The sequence below is a fragment of the Staphylococcus croceilyticus genome, from assembly GCF_002902575.1.
Classification (GTDB): domain Bacteria; phylum Bacillota; class Bacilli; order Staphylococcales; family Staphylococcaceae; genus Staphylococcus; species Staphylococcus croceilyticus.
The window spans coordinates 36,986-56,398 of sequence record NZ_PPRD01000009.1 but is presented as its reverse complement, the minus strand read 5'-3'; the positions used below and the strand labels follow the sequence as shown (position 1 = coordinate 56,398).

At 32.8% G+C, this 19,413-nt stretch carries 22 protein-coding genes and 2 other annotated features; of the genes, 20 read left to right on the top strand and 2 right to left on the bottom strand.

Going from position 1 to position 19,413, the window contains the following annotated elements; genetic code table 11:
• Positions 1-191: 191 nt before the first annotated feature.
• The 7 genes from hemA (at position 192) to CD128_RS02275 (ending at position 7,470) form a co-directional block, all read left to right on the top strand.
• Complete coding sequence (gene hemA / locus CD128_RS02305; RefSeq protein ID WP_103328476.1) at positions 192-1,538, top strand: glutamyl-tRNA reductase; 1,347 nt, start codon at positions 192-194, stop codon at positions 1,536-1,538.
• A gap of 21 nt (positions 1,539-1,559) precedes the next feature.
• Positions 1,560-2,372, top strand: coding sequence for a cytochrome c biogenesis protein (ccsA, locus tag CD128_RS02300; protein ID WP_103328475.1), 813 nt, complete (start codon positions 1,560-1,562; stop codon positions 2,370-2,372).
• Positions 2,373-2,402: 30 nt separating this feature from the next.
• On the top strand, positions 2,403-3,335 hold the full coding sequence (gene hemC, locus CD128_RS02295; RefSeq protein ID WP_103328474.1) for a hydroxymethylbilane synthase: 933 nt from the start codon (positions 2,403-2,405) through the stop codon (positions 3,333-3,335).
• Positions 3,336-3,384: 49 nt separating this feature from the next.
• Positions 3,385-4,056 (top strand): uroporphyrinogen-III synthase, encoded by a 672-nt coding sequence (locus CD128_RS02290; protein WP_103328473.1) that lies wholly within the window; start codon positions 3,385-3,387, stop codon positions 4,054-4,056.
• Positions 4,056-5,030: a porphobilinogen synthase gene (gene hemB, locus CD128_RS02285; RefSeq protein WP_103328472.1), complete on the top strand. Its 975-nt coding sequence runs from the start codon at positions 4,056-4,058 to the stop codon at positions 5,028-5,030. Before CD128_RS02290 ends, hemB begins: the two co-directional genes overlap by 1 nt.
• Before the next feature lie 25 nt (positions 5,031-5,055).
• Positions 5,056-6,339: a glutamate-1-semialdehyde 2,1-aminomutase gene (gene hemL, locus CD128_RS02280; protein ID WP_103328471.1), complete on the top strand. Its 1,284-nt coding sequence runs from the start codon at positions 5,056-5,058 to the stop codon at positions 6,337-6,339.
• A gap of 69 nt (positions 6,340-6,408) precedes the next feature.
• Positions 6,409-7,470 carry an AbrB family transcriptional regulator gene (locus CD128_RS02275; RefSeq protein WP_103328470.1) on the top strand — a complete coding sequence of 354 codons (1,062 nt, stop codon included), beginning with the start codon at positions 6,409-6,411 and terminating at the stop codon, positions 7,468-7,470.
• A gap of 33 nt (positions 7,471-7,503) precedes the next feature.
• Here the strand turns inward: CD128_RS02275 and CD128_RS02270 are convergent, their stop codons facing one another.
• Positions 7,504-8,064 carry a DNA-3-methyladenine glycosylase I gene (locus CD128_RS02270; protein ID WP_103328469.1) on the bottom strand — a complete coding sequence of 187 codons (561 nt, stop codon included), beginning with the start codon at positions 8,062-8,064 and terminating at the stop codon, positions 7,504-7,506.
• Positions 8,065-8,125: 61 nt separating this feature from the next.
• Positions 8,126-8,355: a binding site (T-box leader), on the top strand.
• Positions 8,356-8,395: 40 nt separating this feature from the next.
• Between CD128_RS02270 and CD128_RS02265 the strand changes: the two genes are divergently transcribed.
• From CD128_RS02265 to CD128_RS02245, 5 genes are all read left to right on the top strand, one after another.
• Positions 8,396-11,026, top strand: coding sequence for a valine--tRNA ligase (locus CD128_RS02265; RefSeq protein WP_103328468.1), 2,631 nt, complete (start codon positions 8,396-8,398; stop codon positions 11,024-11,026).
• 11 nt (positions 11,027-11,037) lie between these two features.
• Entirely contained in the window at positions 11,038-12,297 is a 1,260-nt protein-coding gene (locus CD128_RS02260; protein WP_103328467.1) for a bifunctional folylpolyglutamate synthase/dihydrofolate synthase, read from the top strand.
• A gap of 211 nt (positions 12,298-12,508) precedes the next feature.
• Positions 12,509-13,198 (top strand): prepilin peptidase, encoded by a 690-nt coding sequence (locus CD128_RS12040; RefSeq protein WP_103328466.1) that lies wholly within the window; start codon positions 12,509-12,511, stop codon positions 13,196-13,198.
• A 13-nt stretch (positions 13,199-13,211) separates the two neighbouring features.
• Positions 13,212-13,889, top strand: coding sequence for a RadC family protein (radC, locus tag CD128_RS02250; RefSeq protein WP_103328465.1), 678 nt, complete (start codon positions 13,212-13,214; stop codon positions 13,887-13,889).
• A gap of 80 nt (positions 13,890-13,969) precedes the next feature.
• Positions 13,970-14,251 (top strand): hypothetical protein, encoded by a 282-nt coding sequence (locus tag CD128_RS02245; protein ID WP_103328464.1) that lies wholly within the window; start codon positions 13,970-13,972, stop codon positions 14,249-14,251.
• A gap of 59 nt (positions 14,252-14,310) precedes the next feature.
• Here CD128_RS02245 and CD128_RS02240 read toward each other — a convergent pair whose 3' ends face one another.
• Positions 14,311-14,490, bottom strand: coding sequence for a hypothetical protein (locus CD128_RS02240; protein ID WP_103328463.1), 180 nt, complete (start codon positions 14,488-14,490; stop codon positions 14,311-14,313).
• A 172-nt stretch (positions 14,491-14,662) separates the two neighbouring features.
• Here CD128_RS02240 and CD128_RS02235 point away from each other — a divergent pair, with 172 nt between their 5' ends.
• The 8 genes from CD128_RS02235 (at position 14,663) to obgE (ending at position 19,404) form a co-directional block, all read left to right on the top strand.
• Positions 14,663-15,133 carry a DUF4930 family protein gene (locus tag CD128_RS02235; RefSeq protein WP_103328462.1) on the top strand — a complete coding sequence of 157 codons (471 nt, stop codon included), beginning with the start codon at positions 14,663-14,665 and terminating at the stop codon, positions 15,131-15,133.
• 91 nt (positions 15,134-15,224) lie between these two features.
• Complete coding sequence (locus CD128_RS11985; RefSeq protein WP_103298258.1) at positions 15,225-15,356, top strand: hypothetical protein; 132 nt, start codon at positions 15,225-15,227, stop codon at positions 15,354-15,356.
• A 204-nt stretch (positions 15,357-15,560) separates the two neighbouring features.
• Entirely contained in the window at positions 15,561-16,394 is an 834-nt protein-coding gene (gene mreC, locus CD128_RS02225) for a rod shape-determining protein MreC (protein WP_103328461.1), read from the top strand.
• A gap of 2 nt (positions 16,395-16,396) precedes the next feature.
• Positions 16,397-16,918 (top strand): rod shape-determining protein MreD, encoded by a 522-nt coding sequence (mreD, locus tag CD128_RS02220; protein WP_103328460.1) that lies wholly within the window; start codon positions 16,397-16,399, stop codon positions 16,916-16,918.
• Positions 16,919-16,951: 33 nt separating this feature from the next.
• Positions 16,952-17,030, top strand: a sequence feature (ribosomal protein L21 leader region).
• A 12-nt stretch (positions 17,031-17,042) separates the two neighbouring features.
• Positions 17,043-17,351: a 50S ribosomal protein L21 gene (gene rplU / locus CD128_RS02215; RefSeq protein WP_103328459.1), complete on the top strand. Its 309-nt coding sequence runs from the start codon at positions 17,043-17,045 to the stop codon at positions 17,349-17,351.
• 5 nt (positions 17,352-17,356) lie between these two features.
• The gene (locus CD128_RS02210; protein ID WP_103328458.1) at positions 17,357-17,677 is read left to right on the top strand and encodes a ribosomal-processing cysteine protease Prp; all 321 of its coding nucleotides are present in this window, start codon (positions 17,357-17,359) and stop codon (positions 17,675-17,677) included.
• Between the two features lie 11 nt (positions 17,678-17,688).
• Positions 17,689-17,973 carry a 50S ribosomal protein L27 gene (rpmA, locus tag CD128_RS02205; RefSeq protein ID WP_103328457.1) on the top strand — a complete coding sequence of 95 codons (285 nt, stop codon included), beginning with the start codon at positions 17,689-17,691 and terminating at the stop codon, positions 17,971-17,973.
• A 138-nt stretch (positions 17,974-18,111) separates the two neighbouring features.
• Positions 18,112-19,404 carry a GTPase ObgE gene (gene obgE / locus CD128_RS02200; protein WP_103298262.1) on the top strand — a complete coding sequence of 431 codons (1,293 nt, stop codon included), beginning with the start codon at positions 18,112-18,114 and terminating at the stop codon, positions 19,402-19,404.
• Positions 19,405-19,413 lie beyond the last annotated feature (9 nt).

Below are 19,413 nucleotides of genomic sequence, written 5' to 3'. Positions count from 1 at the left end.
AATTGCTTCTTATTTATAATAATTATAATTACTACTAAAGTTAAATATTCTAATATTATAAAGGTATGCCAATTAATGACAAAAATTTGACTGTAAATTAGAATCTTTCTAATTTATTTGAGCAACCAACTTAAAATCAAAGGTATATATGTTATACTAATGGTATTGTTAGTATATGGAGGGCGTTATAAATGCATTTTATTGCTTTAAGTATAAATCATCGTACAGCCGATGTAGCACTTAGAGAGCAAGTTGCTTTTAGAAATGATGCCTTACGATTAGCCCATGAAGATTTATTTGAAACTAAATCTATTTTAGAAAACGTCATTTTATCTACATGTAATCGTACAGAAGTATATGCTGTTGTAGACCAAATCCATACTGGACGTTATTATATTCAAAGATTTTTAGCACGTTCGTTTGGATTTGAAGTAGATGATATAAAAGCTATGTCAGAAGTAAAAGTGGGGGACGATGCAGTAGAACATTTATTGCGTGTTACTTCTGGCTTGGATTCAATTGTATTAGGTGAAACTCAAATTCTTGGACAAATGAGAGACGCATTCTTCTTAGCTCAAGAAACAAATACAACTGGAACTATTTTTAATCATTTATTTAAACAAGCAATTACTTTCGCTAAAAAAGCGCATAGTGAAACTGATATTGCAGATAATGCAGTGAGTGTTTCTTATGCAGCTGTTGAATTAGCTAAAAAGGTATTCGGTAAACTTAAAAGTAAACAAGCTGTCATTATTGGTGCAGGGGAAATGAGTGAATTATCACTACTTAACTTATTAGGTTCAGGTATTACAAACATTACAGTCGTTAATAGAACTGAAGAGAATGCAAGATTGTTAGCACAAAAACATAATGTTAAATATGATACACTTAATTCTTTACCTACTTTATTGGCTTCTACTGATATTGTGATTAGTTCAACTAGTTCACCAGATTTTATTATTACAAAAAGTATGATGGAAGAAGCGGTAGCGCTTAGAAAAGCTACATCATTATTGTTAATTGATATTGCGGTACCTAGAGACATTGAGCCAGGTATTAACTTTAGTGATAATGTGTTTAGTTATGATGTAGATGATTTGAAAGGATTAGTTGATGCTAACTTACGTGAGCGTCAAATGGCTGCAGAAATGATTGCAGATCAAATACCTAATGAAATTCAAAATCATAATGACTGGGTTAACATGTTAGGCGTAGTGCCAGTTATCAGAGCATTACGTGAAAAAGCTATGACAATTCAAGCTGAAACAATGGAAAGTATTGATAGAAAGCTTCCTAATTTATCAGAAAGAGAACGCACAGTTATTTCTAAGCATACTAAAAGTATTATTAATCAAATGCTAAAAGATCCAATTAAACAGGCTAAAGAATTAAGTAACGATAAGAAAAGCAATGAAAAATTAGAGCTATTTCAAAATATCTTTGATATAGAAGCTGAAAATCCTTACGAACAAGTTAAAGCGCGTAAAGCAGAAAGAGAAAAGGAGCTTTCAGTACGACATATCTTAAGTTTTGGATAAGCATATTAATATGGTGATAATATGCAAGAAACCCTGTTTATTAGATTTCATGAAATTATATTAGTCATATATTTAATAAGTATTCTTTGTTACTTTATAGATTTTGTTAGAAAAAGCTATAAAATAAGAGAGTTAGGTATATACACACTAGGGATTGTTTGGATATTACAAACAATCTCTTTGTCTATTTATATGACCTCCCATAGTCACATACCACTCAATTCTCTTTTTGATGTATTTTTCTTTTTGGCATGGATTATTATATCTATTTCATTAATATTAAATGTTGTGAAAGTATTGAGCTTTTCCGTATTCTTTTTAAACGTCATTGGCTTTGTCTTATTAATGATGAATACTTTCCAACCAGAACATTATTCTACGAATGGCCAAAGAGTTACCGTTATTAATGAATTACTCTTAATTCATATAGGTTTAGCTGTCCTAAGTTATGCATTTTTCGCATTAGCATTTGTTAATGCATTGTTATATATCATTCAATATCGCAATCTAAGAGAGAAAAAATTTGACCAAAAGTATTTTAGAATTGGAAGCGTTGCTACTTTAGAAGCAATTGTGTTTTATTCGTCATTAAGCGGTCTAATTATTTTAATTTTTAGTATTATATTAGGAGCACAGTGGGGCTTTTATGCTGTTGGAGAAAGCATCTTTACAGACCCTAAAGTGATTTTATCTACAATCATAACAATCCTTTATAGTATTTTTATTATTATCCGACTTAACCAGTGGCTCAAATCAATTCATTTAATTTACTTTAATATTGTGTTATTTTGCTTATGTATGATTAACTTATTTTTTACAGCTCATTTCACTTAATTTTTTGAAAAGCAATAGGAGGCAGCACGTATGCGCAAATTAGTTGTAGGTTCGCGAAGAAGTAAACTTGCTTTAACGCAAAGTCAACAATTTATCGATAAACTTAAAGAAGTGGATCCGACTTTAGATATAGAAATAAAAGAAATTGTCACTAAAGGGGACCGAATTGTAGATAAACAACTATCAAAAGTTGGGGGCAAAGGTCTTTTCGTTAAAGAAATTCAACATGAGTTGTTTAATAAAGACATTGATATGGCAATTCATTCGTTAAAAGATGTTCCAAGTATTATTCCAGAAGGCCTTACATTAGGTTGCATCCCCGATAGAGAAGTGCCTTTTGATGCGTATATTTCTAAAAACCACACGCCTTTAAATGAATTACCTGATGGTAGTATTATTGGTACTAGTTCATTAAGACGAGGTGCACAAATATTATCTAAATATCCTAATTTAAAAATAAAATGGATTCGTGGAAATATTGATACTCGACTTCATAAGTTAGAAACTGAAGATTATGATGCAATCATTCTAGCAGCTGCAGGTTTACGCCGTATGGGCTGGTCTGATGACATTGTAACTACTTATCTTGATAAGGATGTTCTTTTACCTGCTATCGGCCAAGGTGCATTAGGTATAGAGTGTCGAAGTGACGATAAAGAGTTGTTAGAATTACTTCAGAAAGTTCACAACAAGCAAGTAGCAGATTGTGTGACAGCTGAACGAACATTTTTAGCTGCTATGGATGGCAGTTGCCAAGTACCTATTGGTGGTTATGCTACTAATAATTCAAATGGAGAGATTGAATTTACAGGTTTAATTATGACACCAGATGGCAAGGAAAGATATGAACACACTGTAGTAGGTACTGATCCAGTAGAATTAGGTAAAAAAGTAAGCGATGTGCTTATCGAACAAGGTGCTTACGAAATTATTAGAAAACTAAATGAAGAACAACCACACTAATAGTTAATGTATTTAAGCATTAATACAAAATTTAGAGGTGTAAAAACAAATGAAACCAGTTATAGTAATGACGCAAACGAGTAAAATAAAAAGTGATTTAGCGGAAATTGTGCATAAGCCTTTTATCCAAATTCAACCACTTGAGATTAATACTCGATTATTGCAGAACAACTATGACTGGCTTATTTTTACGTCTAAAAATGCAGTGAGGTTATTTCAGCCTTATATGGATAAACTTCAAGTTAAACATATTGCTGTAATAGGGACTAAAACTGCACAACAATGTCGTGAATTAAACATTAAAGTGGACTTCATTCCTGAAGATTTTTCACAAGAAGGCTTATTGAATAATTTTAAGATACAAGGGCAGAAAATCTTAATACCAAGTAGTGCACAAGCGCGACCTAAATTACAACAACAATTAGCAATCAATAATGATGTAGTGAAAATTGATATATACAAACCTATTCCTTATAAGAAGAATATTCATGATGTCTTAAAAATGATAAATAATAATGAAATTGAAGCACTTACGTTTTCAAGTTCGTCGGCAGTGCGTTATTATTTTAATGAAGGACTTCCGTCTGACTTTAATCAATATTATGCAATCGGTCATCAAACTGCAGATACATTAAGGGAGTATGGCATCGAACCATATATAGCTGATAAACAGACGGCAGAAGCACTTATTAATAAAGTTATAGAAAGTAGGAATAAATAATGAAATTTGATAGACACAGAAGATTACGCTCTTCAGAATCAATGCGTAGTTTAGTTAGAGAAAACCATGTTAGAAAAGAAGATTTAATTTACCCTATCTTTGTAGTAGAAAAAGATAATGTTAAAAGTGAAATAAAATCTTTACCTGGCGTATATCAAATTAGTCTAAACCTTTTAGATGAAGAAATTAATGAAGCCTACGATTTAGGTATTAGAGCTATCATGTTCTTTGGCGTGCCAAATGAAAAAGATGAAGTTGGGTCAGGTGCTTATAATCATAACGGAATTGTTCAAGAAGCAACACGTAAAGCTAAATCATTACACGAAGATTTACTCATCGTAGCAGATACTTGCCTTTGTGAATACACTGACCACGGTCACTGTGGTTTAATTTACGATCACACACATGATGTTGATAATGATAAATCATTACCGTTATTAGTGAAAACCGCTATTTCGCAAGTTGAAGCTGGTGCTGATATTATTGCGCCAAGTAACATGATGGATGGCTTTGTAACTGAAATTCGTCAAGGTTTAGACGAAGCGGGTTACTACAACATTCCTATTATGAGTTACGGTATTAAATATGCTTCAAGCTTCTTCGGACCATTTAGAGATGCTGCAGATTCTGCTCCTTCATTTGGTGATAGAAAAACATATCAAATGGATCCTGCAAACCGCTTAGAAGCTTTAAGAGAATTAGAAAGTGACTTGAAAGAGGGCGCAGATATGATGATCGTTAAGCCTGCGTTAAGTTACTTAGATATCGTTAGAGATGTTAAAAATAATACAAACATTCCAGTTGTTGCCTACAATGTTAGCGGTGAATATGCAATGACTAAAGCCGCTTCACTCAATGGTTGGATTGATGAAGAACGCGTAGTAATGGAACAAATGGTTTCAATGAAACGCGCGGGTGCTGATATGATTATCACTTACTTTGCGAAAGATATTTGCCGTTATTTAGATAAATAATTATTTTTGAAAAGGAGGACTTAATATGGGTTACGAGAAATCACAAGAAGCAATGAAAATTGCGGAAAATTTAATGCCTGGTGGAGTGAATAGCCCAGTAAGAGCATTTAAATCTGTAGATACACCGGCGATTTTTATGGATCATGCGGAAGGTTCTAGAATCTATGACATTGATGGTAATGAATATATTGATTACGTTTTAAGTTGGGGTCCTTTAATCTTAGGACATAAAAATAAACAAGTGATTGAGAAGTTACATGAAGCGGTAGATAAAGGTACTAGCTTTGGTGCTTCTACACTTGAAGAGAATCGATTAGCTGAATTAGTTATTGACCGTGTACCATCAATTGAGAAAGTGCGTATGGTGTCTTCAGGAACTGAAGCTACATTAGCTGCATTACGTCTTGCACGTGGTTATACAGGTAAAAATAAAATTGTTAAATTTGAAGGTTGCTATCATGGACATAGTGATTCATTACTTATTAAAGCAGGTTCTGGCGTAGCGACATTAGGTTTACCTGACTCTCCAGGTGTGCCAGAAGGTACTGCCAAAAATACAATTACTGTTCCTTATAATGATTTAGATGCTATTAAAGTTGCTTTTGAAAATTATGGCGACGATATTGCAGGTGTTATTGTAGAACCAGTTGCAGGTAACATGGGTGTCGTACCACCTTTAGAAGGTTTCTTACAAGGACTTAGAGATATTACTTCTGAATATGGTTCTTTACTTATCTTTGACGAAGTAATGACTGGTTTCCGTGTAGGCTATAATTGTGCGCAAGGTTACTTTGGTGTAACACCTGATCTTACTTGTTTAGGAAAAGTAATTGGCGGTGGCTTACCAGTAGGTGCCTTTGGTGGTAAAAAAGAAATTATGGACAGTATTGCTCCTGTAGGTAACATTTATCAAGCTGGTACATTATCAGGTAACCCATTAGCTATGACTAGTGGCTATGAAACACTTAGTCAATTAACTCCAGAATCTTATGAGTATTTCCAAGAACTTGGAGATATTTTAGAAAAAGGTTTAAAAGAAGTCTTTGCAAAACATAATGTGCCTATTACAGTTAATAGAGCAGGCTCAATGATTGGTTACTTCTTAAATGAAGGTCCAGTGACTAACTTTGAAGAAGCGAATAAGAGTGACTTAGAACTCTTTAGTAATATGTATCGTGAAATGGCTAAAGAGGGTATCTTCTTACCACCATCACAATTTGAAGGTACGTTCTTATCTACAGCGCATACAAAAGAGGATATTGAAAAAACAATTCAAGCATTTGATACTGCATTAAGTCGCATTGTATAATTTAATATAAAATGATGAGAGGTTAAGACGATAGTCTTAACCTCATTTTAATGAAAGAAGTGAGCATTAATGTGGGTATTATGGCGTAATAATTTAATTTTATTTACAACTGCAGTCGTTATGAGTTTAATCTTGAATTTTGCTCATATCCTTTTACCGTTCATGTTTGGTCCCATTATTGCTGCTATATTAGTAGTAAAAGTTTTTAAATTGAACGTTCAATGGCCATTTTGGTTCAGTCAAATTGGTTTGATTTTACTAGGGGTCCAAATAGGATCTACTTTTACTAAAAAGGTTATCAATGATATTAAAAATGATTGGTTGACGATTGTAGTTGTTACGATATTATTAATATCGCTTTCATTATTAATTGCTTATTTTTTCAAAAAAATAGCTCAAGTTAATACCGAAACAGCTATATTAAGTGTTATTCCTGGTGCACTCAGCCAAATGTTGATTATGGCCGAAGAAAATAAAAGGGCCAACATTCTTGTGGTGAGTTTAACTCAAACATCTCGCGTTATATTCGTGGTTGTCTTAGTGCCGTTTATCTCCTATATTTTCAGTAGTGGCGAGGGTAGCAATCAAACTGTAAGTAAGTCGCCCCCTTTAACTGAGGCTTTAAATATTCCGCAAATTCTATTTTTAGCTATTACAATTGGCATTATGTACTTTATAATGGCGAAGATTCATTTTCCAACTAAACAATTATTAGCGCCAATAGCTGTCTTAGTTGTATGGAATTTAACTACACATGCAACATTCACACTAAACAATGGCATACTTGCTTCAGCACAGTTGATTTATATGATTAGAATTGGACTACAAATTGCTAAATTATTAGGAGATTTGAAAGGGCGATTAGCCATAGCGATAATCTATCAAAATGTTCTTTTAATCATCGGTGCATTTGTAATGGTATTTATCGTACATTTATTTACCCATAATTCAATGAATGAGTTATTTCTAGGAGGCGCTCCCGGAGGAATGAGTCAAATCGTGCTTGTAGCTATAGCAACAGGCGCCGATGTAGCTATGATTTCAAGTTTCCATATATTTAGGATTTTCTTTATATTATTCCTCGTCGCTCCTATAATTGGATTTTTCATGAAAAGAAATGCAAAAAAATAGCGGCCACTCGTTTTTACGAGCGATCGCTATTATTTATTTATGTTGAGGTTTATAAGGGCAACTTTCTAAGTGTGCGTCATATAATCCAGCCGCTTCTAAAAATGAAAATACAGTAACTGGACCTAAAAATTTAAAACCATATTTCTTTAAGTCCTTAGATAATTGTGTAGCACGCTCATCAACAGTAATTCTGTCAGATGCATGTTGATAATGTAAGTCGATAGGTTGATGATCTACATATGACCATAAGTAATCGCTAAAACTTCCATAGTCTTTTTCAATTTCAAAATAGCCTTTCGCTTGAGATACGATAGCTTCTAATTTTTTACGATTATGCACTATGTTTGGAAACTCCATTAATTTATCAATATCTTCATCCGTCATACGGGCCACTTTCTCAGGTTCAAAATTATAAAAAGCTTCTTCATAGGAGGCTTTTTTCTTTAAAATTGTTAACCAAGATAGACCGGCATGTTGAGACTCTAACGCCAATAATTTGAACAGTGCTTTACTATCGTATAATGGCTGGCCCCAAACGTGATCATGATACTCAAGATAAATTGGATCCTTCGTGCCGAACGCACATTCGTTCATAAATATACCTCCAAGAGATTGACTTATTAGGCTTTCCATTATACTATAAATAAGTAATTAAATATATTTATGGGAAGAGTAAGTTTGAATGGTAGCAAAGAGAGCATATGGTTGGTGGAAATATGTATAGCGTTCTTACTGAAGGTAGCCCACTCGAACTTTTATTGAACATATATAAAGTAAATAAAAGCGTGTTTGAGCGTTAATCATAATTAAGTGCAAGAGTTAAAGTTCTCAATTGAGAATTTTAATCTTGAATTTAGGTGGTACCACGGAACATCCGTCCTATTTTTTAGGAGGGGTGTTTTTTTATAACTAGGAGGTTTTTTCTATGAACATGGAACCTAAGTATAACCCGCGTGAAGTTGAAGCGGGTCGTTACGAAGAATGGGTAAAAAATGGGTATTTCAAACCCTCAGAAGATAAATCAAAAGACACTTATACGATTGTTATTCCTCCACCAAATGTAACTGGTAAATTACATCTTGGTCACGCATGGGATACAACGTTACAAGATATTATTACGCGTATGAAAAGAATGCAAGGCTATGATACATTATATCTTCCTGGTATGGATCATGCCGGTATTGCAACGCAAGCTAAAGTAGATGCGAAATTAAAAGAGCAAGGTATTTCTCGTCATGATATTGGCCGTGAGAAGTTCTTAGAACATGCATGGTCTTGGAAAGAAGAATATGCTTCATTTATTCGTCAACAATGGGCGAAATTAGGCTTAGGTTTAGACTATAGCAGAGAACGCTTTACATTAGATGATGGTTTAAGCCAAGCTGTTAGAAAAGTATTTGTTGACTTATACAATAAAGGTATTATTTATCGTGGAGAGCGTATTATCAACTGGGACCCAGAAGCTAGAACCGCATTATCAGATATTGAAGTTATCCATGAAGATGTTCAAGGTCACTTCTATCACTTTAAATATCCATATGCTGATGGCGAAGGTTATATCGAAATTGCTACTACACGTCCTGAAACGATGTTAGGTGATACAGCAATCGTTGTTAACCCTAATGATGAACGTTATAAAGATGTTATCGGTAAAAAAGTTATTTTACCTATCGTTGGCCGTGAATTACCAATTTTAGCAGATGAATATGTTGATATTGAATTCGGTAGTGGTGCAATGAAAGTAACTCCTGCACACGATCCAAATGACTTTGAAATTGGACAACGTCATGACTTAGAAAATATCATCGTTATGGATGAAAACGGTAAAATGAACGATAAAGCTGACAAATATGCAGGTTTAGACCGCTTCGAATGCCGCAAACAATTAGTTGAAGACCTAAAAGCACAAGATTTAGTCATTAAAATTGAAGAGCACATGCATTCAGTAGGTCACTCAGAACGTACGGGTGCTGTAGTTGAACCATATTTATCAACACAATGGTTCGTTAAAATGAAACCACTTGCTCAAAGAGCATTAGATAATCAAAAAACAGATGATCGTATCGATTTCTATCCACCTCGTTTTGAGAATACATTCAACCGTTGGATGGAAGAAATCAGAGACTGGACGATTTCTCGTCAATTATGGTGGGGTCATCAAATTCCAGCTTGGTATCATAAAGAAACAGGCGAACTTTATGTTGGCGAAGAAGCACCACAAGATATTGAAAATTGGGAACAAGACGAAGATGTATTAGACACATGGTTCTCAAGTGCATTATGGCCATTCTCAACACTTGGTTGGCCAAATGAAGAAGCAGAAGACTTTAAACGTTACTATCCAACGAATGCGCTTGTAACAGGATATGACATTATCTTCTTCTGGGTAGCAAGAATGATCTTCCAAGGATTAGAATTCACTGATCGCCGTCCATTTAACGACGTATTATTACACGGTTTAGTTCGTGCTGAAGATGGTCGTAAGATGAGTAAATCATTAGGTAATGGTGTAGACCCAATGGATGTTATTGAAGAATACGGTGCAGATAGCTTACGTTACTTCTTAGCAACTGGCTCATCTCCAGGTCATGATTTACGTTATTCTACTGAAAAAGTAGAATCAGTATGGAACTTCATCAATAAAATTTGGAACGGCGCGCGTTTCAGTTTAATGAATATTGGGGATGACTTTAGCTACAACGATATTGACTTATCTGGCAATTTATCTTTAGCAGATAAATGGATTTTAACGCGTTTAAATGAAACAATTGAAACAGTCACACACTTAAGTGATAAATATGAGTTTGGTGAAGTAGGCCGCGCATTATATAACTTTATTTGGGACGAATTCTGTGATTGGTATATCGAAATGAGTAAAATCCCGATGAATGGTGACGATGAAGCGCAAAAACAAACAACACGTTCTGTATTAAGTTACACATTAGACCAAATTATGCGTATGTTACATCCATTCATGCCATTTGTTACTGAAAAGATTTGGCAAAGTCTTCCTCATGAAGGAGAAACAATTGTCAAAGCATCTTGGCCAACGGTTAAAGATGAATTGAGCTTTGAAGATAGTAAACAAACAATGCAACAACTTGTTGAGATTATTAAATCAGTTAGACAATCTCGTGTTGAAGTTAATACGCCGCTTTCTAAAGCTATTCCAATTTTCATCCAAGCCAAAGATGAAGACGTGAAAGCGACACTTAATGAAAATGCAGATTATCTTCATAAATTCTGTAACCCAAGCGAGTTAATTATTGATACAAATATTGAAATTCCAGAAAAAGCAATGACATCAGTTGTTGAAGCGGGTAAAGTTGTTCTTCCTTTAAAAGGCTTAATCGATATGGATAAAGAAATCGCTCGTCTTGAAAAAGAATTAGATAAATTACAAAAAGAATTAGATAGAGTAGACAAAAAATTATCTAATGAGAACTTTGTAAATAAAGCGCCTGAAAAAGTTATTAACGAAGAAAGAGAAAAACAACAACGTTATCAAGAAAAATACGATGGTGTAAAAACTAGAATTGAACAATTAAAAGCATAGGAGAATCGCCAATGAATTACCTAGATAGTTTGTATTGGATACATGAACGAACAAAATTTGGTATCAAACCCGGTGTTAAGAGAATGGAATGGATGCTAGATCGTTTGAACAACCCTCAATTAAATATTCGAGGCATTCATGTTGGTGGTACAAATGGTAAAGGCTCTACAGTTGCTTATTTAAGAGCCGCTCTTGTTGAAAATGGCTATGAAGTAGGCACATTTACTTCACCATTTATTGAAACATTTAATGAAAGAATAAGTTTAAATGGTCATCCCATTACGAATGAAGAAATAGTTGAATTAGTCGAACGTGTCAAACCTGTGAGTGAGGCATTAGAACAAGAAACAGAATTAGGTGGCGCTACAGAGTTTGAAATTATCACGACTTTGATGTTTTTATACTTTGGAGAAATTCATCCAGTCGATTTCGTAGTAGTTGAAGCTGGCCTTGGAATTAAAAATGATTCTACTAATGTATTCAAACCGATTCTTTCTATTCTAACAAGTATTGGATTAGATCATACTGATATTTTAGGCAATACTTATTTAGATATAGCTAAAGATAAAGGTGCAATTATTAAACCTAGTACACCTGTAATTTATGCGGTGAAAAATGAAGAAGCGCTTAAATATATTCGCGATTTAGCTGAAAGTAATGATGCTAAGCCTATGGAATTAGATCGTGAAATTGTAGTGGTTTCTCAAGACGATGAGTTTACTTATCGTTATAAAGACTATGAATTAGAAACAATTATTTTAAATATGCTAGGCGAACATCAAAAAGAAAATGCCGCGTTAGCTATTACTGCATTGATCGAACTAAACGAAGAAAATGTAATTGAATTAGATTTCAATAAAATGATTGATGCCATTGAAAGCGTAACGTGGACTGGTCGAATAGAGAAAGTAAAAGAGAACCCATTAATTATTATTGATGGTGCACATAATAATGAAAGTGTAGAAGCTTTAATAGACACTATTAAAAATTATTACGGCACGAAAATGGATATTCTATTCTCAGCTATTAAAGGTAAGCCAATTTCAGGTATGTTGAATAAGTTATCGGAAGTAGCTCATACCATTTATTTCACAGAATTTGATTTCCCTAAAGCACTTAGTAAAGAAGATCTTACCGAAAGTATTCATATTGATAATATTCAATTCATCGATGATTATGTTGAGTTTATTAATCAGTATAAAGGTGAAGGATTATTAATCACTGGTAGTTTATATTTTATTAGTGAAGTAAAAGCTAAAACACAATTTTAAAGTTTATAAAGCTAATTAACCACTTAACAACGTACTTTTTCAAATATAGTCGTTTGTTAAGTGGTTTTTGATTGTGTTTATTTGCAGAAATTAAAATATAGAAGCTTTAAGTAAGAAATTTGTGAATTTTTATAATAAAAATATACATTAATAAAATTATACAGTTTACTTTTACAAATTTTTTGCTACAATAAGAGAAAGGAGATGTTTCATGTATATACTTTCGTACTTATGTAGTGTCCTCTTTAGCTACTTATATCAACTAAGCTCAATCAATAGACTCTCTTTCAGTTATTTTAAACTACGTTCCCAATGCGATAACTGTCATCAAACTTTGAAATGGTTTGAACTTTTACCTATCATAAGTTTTATTTGTCTAAAAGGGCGGTCTAACTGTTGTGGCAATAAGATTAATACTAATTATTTTATAGGTGAACTTTTAGCATTTTTTGTTATCCCTTTCTCATGTTATCTTCATGCCGCTATATATTTCCCATTATTTTTAACCACATTTTTATTTCTATTAACTATGGCGTCTTATGATATTGATACTATGACCGTTAATATGAATCTTATAGTTATACTAGCCATTATTTCTCTATTTATATCGCACATTTATATATTCACTTTTCTAATTTTCTCCATAATTTTACACGTTTGTTTTTTCATTATGCCAAATCAAATTGGCTATGGTGATATCCTCTTATTGAGTATGCTATCGTTATTTTATCCGTACAATTTCTTTTGTATTATGCTTCTTTTTGCATTACTAACTGCAATGCCATTATCACTCTTCACAATTTTAATTAAGAAATCCTCGAACATTCCATTCATTCCTTTTATCTTTCTTGGTTATCTTTTAGCAAGTTATTTCTATCCCTATATTATAATTTATTTATAGAAAGGTTGATTTTTTGAAAATTAAGGACATGGCAACAAGTGAATTACCTAGAGAACGACTTATTCAACAAGGCGAAAAAAGTTTATCGAATAGTGAATTACTCGCAATTTTAATAAACACTGGACGTCAAGGTTACTCTAGTATTGATATAGCAAACGACATTATGAACAAATATCCAAATTTAAAAGAACTAAAGCAATTATCTATCGATGATTTAATAAAAATAAAAGGTATAGGTACTTATAAAGCAACAACGTTAAAAGCGGCATTTGAGTTAGGAGAAAGAATGAATACAAGAAGTACACATGAAAAAGTTAAAATTAAATCGCCTAAAGATGTAGCAGATATGATGATGGCTAAAATGAAAGACTTAACCCAAGAACATTTTATAGCATTATTTTTGAATTCAAAAAACGTTGTTATGAAGGAAGAAGTCATTTACAAAGGAACATTGAATTCATCTGTGATACATCCTAGAGAAGTATTCAATGCAGCAATTAGAGCATCTAGTAATGCAATTATTGTAGTACATAATCATCCTTCTGGTGATGTGACGCCATCTAAAGAAGATATTGCAACGACTATTCGATTGAAAGAATGCGGTCATATTCTAGGTATAGATTTATTGGATCATATTATTATTGGGGACCAAAAATTTACTAGCTTAGTAGAGGAAGGATATTTTGAGTAAAGGCTAATAAAAATTCGTTATAGTATGTCTGAATAACTTTTTGTATAATAAGGTTTTAATATATGATTAAGAGGTGTACTATGACAATCTTTTTAATTATTGGTATATTACTGCCAATTATTTATGTAATTAGATTAAACGTAAAACAACAAACAATTAAATTTAGAGAAGTATTAGTAACAGTAGGGTTATCTGTCATAGGTTATGTAGTATTTTCAATTTTAGGTGTATTAATTAGTCACCAAAAGGTAAATATCTTTACATTATTAGTTGGAGCGATTATTACTGGTATCATTTGGGGATTGCTCTTGGCAGGTACATATAAACTCTATAATTATTTAACGCATACTTTTAAAAAATAAATCAATGCTAGCTAAGCAGTCTAAAATTAATCATTAGATACATAGCTAGCATTTCTATTTTATCGAATATAGGCTGAGAGTGTTTGAAAATTTTCGAGAATCCAAAGAATACCTTGATAACCTAAATAAAGACATAAAATAACTAAAGCGGCTGAGATGAGAAATCTTAAAATAGCAAGGCCTACTTTAAATAATAAGATAACTAATAATGCAATTAATATAATTGTAAGAATATGCATATTCACACTCCTCACTTAAAAAAGTTTGTCAATTACAACATAATATTATTGTAATTCATTTTAGCATAAAAACATATCATACTTTAGGTAATAGGCTTTCTAGTACCTAAGACTGATGAACAATAATTAAGATTTATTTATACTAATTAGGATTTAATTAGGAGGGAAAGTAATGCGATTTATTCTAAGTCTCATCAAAAATATTGTTGCAGTTATAGCCATTATTTGTGTCGTCTATATTGCATTGAAATATGCTCCTTTTTTAAGAGAACAAGAATGGAATCCTATGAACCATCCTCCTAATAATGCGTCAGTAAGTGAGAGTTATAATCAAAGTGATAATCAATATCCTACAAATGGCAAACATTATGTACTTGAGGATAACGACTTATTAGAAAATATTCCGCCTAGTCAAGTGAGAAATGTCTTCAAATTAATTGATAAAAATGAATTTATGGCCGTCTCAGGTCTTGGAAGAATGGGATATAACGACAATTATATTGCAGGTCAAAAAGAAGATAAGTTTATCCTTTATAAATTTGGTAGTGACTCAATGAGAGTTTATAGTACTGAAATCGAAATGGAACAAGATTTAAATCGCATGGGACAAAGTATTGAGCTTAAGCCACCGAGTGCTTATTAATTGATAGCGCGTATAATTTAACTATTTGAAAAGAAAAATTAAATGCGTTACAGTTCTATTAGAGATAAAAATTCAAAGGTTGGTGTGATTAATGTCAGAACAATCTAAAGAAAAACAAGCTAATGAACAAGCCAAAGCTCAAAACTTATTCGCTAAGTGGCGAAAAGATGAAACGCTTTATAGCGAAGATGAAAAAAAGGAAAATACTGATAAAGAAAAATAATAATTTGATAATGAGTATTGAGATTTGAAATTGAAATGCTTCATACACTGATTTGAAGGTGTTTTAAGCACAAGATTTCAAATCTCTTTTTTTATATTTAAAGGAAGAAAGCTTAAAAGGAAAGTATTTAGTGCTTTATTTAGATTATAGAGTAATATAAAATAGTAAAGGACAATTTAAATAACAATTGTAGAGGTGTTGTGAGTGCAAAAGTTTTTTAAAAATAACAAGTTGATTGTTGTTTTTTGTGCAATAATAGTTTTTATTGCACTGATTGGTTTGTCCATTCGATCACAAACTCAATCACCTCCGGAGCAATATGTGGGGGATTCTGTTTCATTTGGACAAAGAGTTATTAGTTATCCCGTTAATTTTGTGACTGGAGCAATAAATAATATTTTTAGCTCATCTAAATCAACTGACAATAAAAAAATTAAAGAATTAGAAGCTAAGAATGAGAAATTAGAAGCGGAAAATAAAGACTTAAAAAAAGAATTACATATGAGTGACGTTTCTAAATATGATGCAATATCAGGAGCCGTTATTGCTCGTAATCCCGATCAATGGATGAATACAGTAATTATAGATAAGGGTAAAAAAGCTGGTGTAGGAAATAACATGGCTGTCATGACAGCTGATGGATTAATCGGCAGAGTAACTAAAGTTAATCAATTTTCTTCACAAGTAGACTTAATATCTACGAATACGAGAACTGGTAAATTATCAGTTAATATTCAACATGGCTCAAGTAATGTATTTGGTTTAATTGATCATTTTGACAAAAAAAGCCAAGAACTTATTATTAGTAACATTAATAATAAAGAAAAAATTTCTAAAGGTGATAAGGTTGTTACTAGTGGATTAGCTGATCAGTTACCAAGTGATTTATACATAGGTGAAGTTACTAAGGTTGAAAATGATGAATATGGTTTAGCTAAAGAAGTAAGAGTTAAAACAGGCGCCAATTTATCTCAAATTAATCACGTGTATATCGCTAAGAGGGATGCGAAAACGGTCTCTGAAGAAAGTAGGGAGTAATAATGAGAGTGATATCCTATTTAATCATTAGCGTTATACTCTTCTATTTAGACACTATCATTGGTCTAGTCATTCCAATGCATATAGGGAATGTGGAATTAATCTTTGTGCCACATTTAACGCTAATGTTCATATTATTATTAACTATATATCGTGGTTTGGGCGTTGCCTTATTACTTGGTGCATTTTTAGGAATTATTACAGATATTTATTTAGGTAGTATATATGGGCTGTATATGTTTGGATATGTAGGAATAACTTTACTTTTTGATAAGTTTATCAAAGTTTTTTATCGTGATTATACTATGATATTTATCTTTAATATATGTGCTGTGATATTATTTGAAATTTATGTTGCTCTTATTTATGCAATTATTGGATTTGTTGAATTTGATATTGTACCTTTCTTATTATTGCGATTAATACCAACAATAATACTTAATAGCATACTACTCATCATACTTTATCCGATTTTAATTAAAATTTTCAAAAAAACTCAAAACAAGATTGACAGTAAGATATAGGAATGGTAAGATGCAGTAGTTGAGTAGTTTTATAGCTACATACAACCGCTCGCATACAGGTTTAAGTACTTATTTAACGAGTCACCTGTATATGGCGTGACTTATAATATAGGAGGTGCAAAGTATGTTTGCTATTATCGAAACAGGCGGTAAACAAATTAAAGTAGAAGAAGGTCAAGAAATCTTCGTTGAAAAATTAGATGTTAATGAAGGTGATTCATTCACATTTGATAAAGTTTTATTTGTAGGTGGCGATTCAGTTAAAGTTGGTGCGCCAACAGTTGAAGGTGCTACTGTAACTGCTACAGTTAATAAACAAGGACGCGGTAAAAAAATTACTGTTTTCACTTATAGACGCCGTAAAGACTCTAAACGTAAAAAAGGACATCGTCAACCTTACACTAAATTAACTATTGATAAAATCAACGCTTAATCCTTATGATTACTGTTGATGTTTCAATAAATGAAGATGGTAAGGTAACGGATGTTATAATGGATGGACATGCTAATCATGGCGAATATGGTCATGACATTGTTTGTGCAGGTGCTTCAGCAGTGTTATTTGGTAGCGTTAATGCTATCTTAGGTTTAACTTCGGAAAAGCCTGACATTGATTATGAAGATGACGGTGGTCATTTTCATATTAGAAGTGTAGATACGAATAATGAACAAGCACAACTCATCCTTCAAGCGATGTTAGTTTCTTTACAAACTATTGAAGATGAATATAATGAAAATATCAGATTAAAATACAAGTGAGGTGTATCCCGATGTTAAAATTAAACTTACAATTCTTCGCATCTAAAAAAGGGGTAAGTTCTACAAAAAACGGACGTGACTCAGAATCAAAACGTTTAGGTGCTAAACGTGCTGACGGTCAATACGTTACTGGCGGTTCAATCTTATATCGTCAACGTGGTACTAAAATTTATCCTGGTGAAAATGTAGGTCGTGGTGGCGATGATACATTATTCGCTAAAATCGACGGCGTAGTTCGTTTCGAACGTAAAGGTCGCGACAAAAAACAAGTTTCTGTATACACAGTTGCTGAATAATTTTGTCTAGTTAACACCAGAAGTGAATGCTTCTGGTGTTTTATTTTGTTTAAAATACAATTTGTTTATTTATATGAATTTTATACTTAATGATATAATATTGTCATTGATGAATTAAATGTAAAAGAGGTGAGATATATGTTTGTCGATCAAGTTAAAATATCTCTTAAAGCTGGTGATGGAGGTAATGGTATCACAGCATATCGTAGAGAGAAATATGTACCTTTTGGAGGTCCAGCAGGTGGCGATGGAGGCAAAGGTGCTTCTGTAGTATTTGAAGTGGATGAAGGATTAAGAACGTTATTAGACTTTAGATATCAACGTCACTTTAAAGCGAAAAAAGGTGAAAATGGACAAAGTAGTAATATGCATGGTAAAAATGCTGAAGACTTAGTCTTAAAAGTGCCACCTGGTACAATTATTAAAAGTGTAGACACTGACGAAGTTTTAGCAGACTTGGTTGAAGATGGACAAAGAGCAGTTATTGCTAAAGGTGGTAGAGGTGGACGTGGTAATTCACGTTTCGCAACGCCTAGAAATCCTGCACCAGATTTCAGTGAAAATGGTGAACCAGGGGAAGAATTAGATGTTACTTTAGAACTTAAATTATTAGCGGATGTCGGCTTAGTTGGTTTCCCAAGCGTTGGTAAATCAACGTTATTATCAATCGTATCAAAAGCTAAACCGAAAATTGGTGCTTATCATTTTACTACAATCAAGCCTAACTTAGGCGTAGTTTCTACACCAGACAGTAGAAGTTTTGTTATGGCTGATTTACCTGGTTTAATTGAAGGTGCATCGGACGGCGTTGGTTTAGGTCATCAATTCTTACGACATGTAGAACGTACAAAAGTAATTGTTCACATGATAGATATGAGCGGCTCAGAAGGTCGTGATCCTTATGATGATTACCAAATCATTAATAAAGAATTAGTTAATTATAAACAGAGATTAGAAGATAGACCTCAAATTATTGTAGCCAATAAAATGGATATACCTGAGGCAGAAGATAATTTAGCGCTTTTCAAAGAAGAAGTAGGAGAAGACGTGACGATTGTTCCTGTGTCTACTATTACTAGAGATAATATCGATCAATTATTATATACTATTGCTGATAAATTAGAAGAAGTTAAAGACATTGACTTTAGTGTAGATGAAGACGAAGATGCAGGTATTAACCGTGTTCTTTACAAACATACGCCATCTCAAGATAAATTTACTATTACAAGAGACGATGATGGTGCTTATGTAGTAAGTGGTAATGCAATTGAACGTATGTTCAAGATGACAGACTTTAACAGTGATCCAGCCGTAAGACGATTTGCAAGACAAATGCGTTCAATGGGTATAGATGATGCCTTAAGAGAACGTGGGTGTAGCAATGGCGATATCGTAAGAATCTTAGGCGGGGAGTTTGAATTTATAGAATAGGAGTGCTTT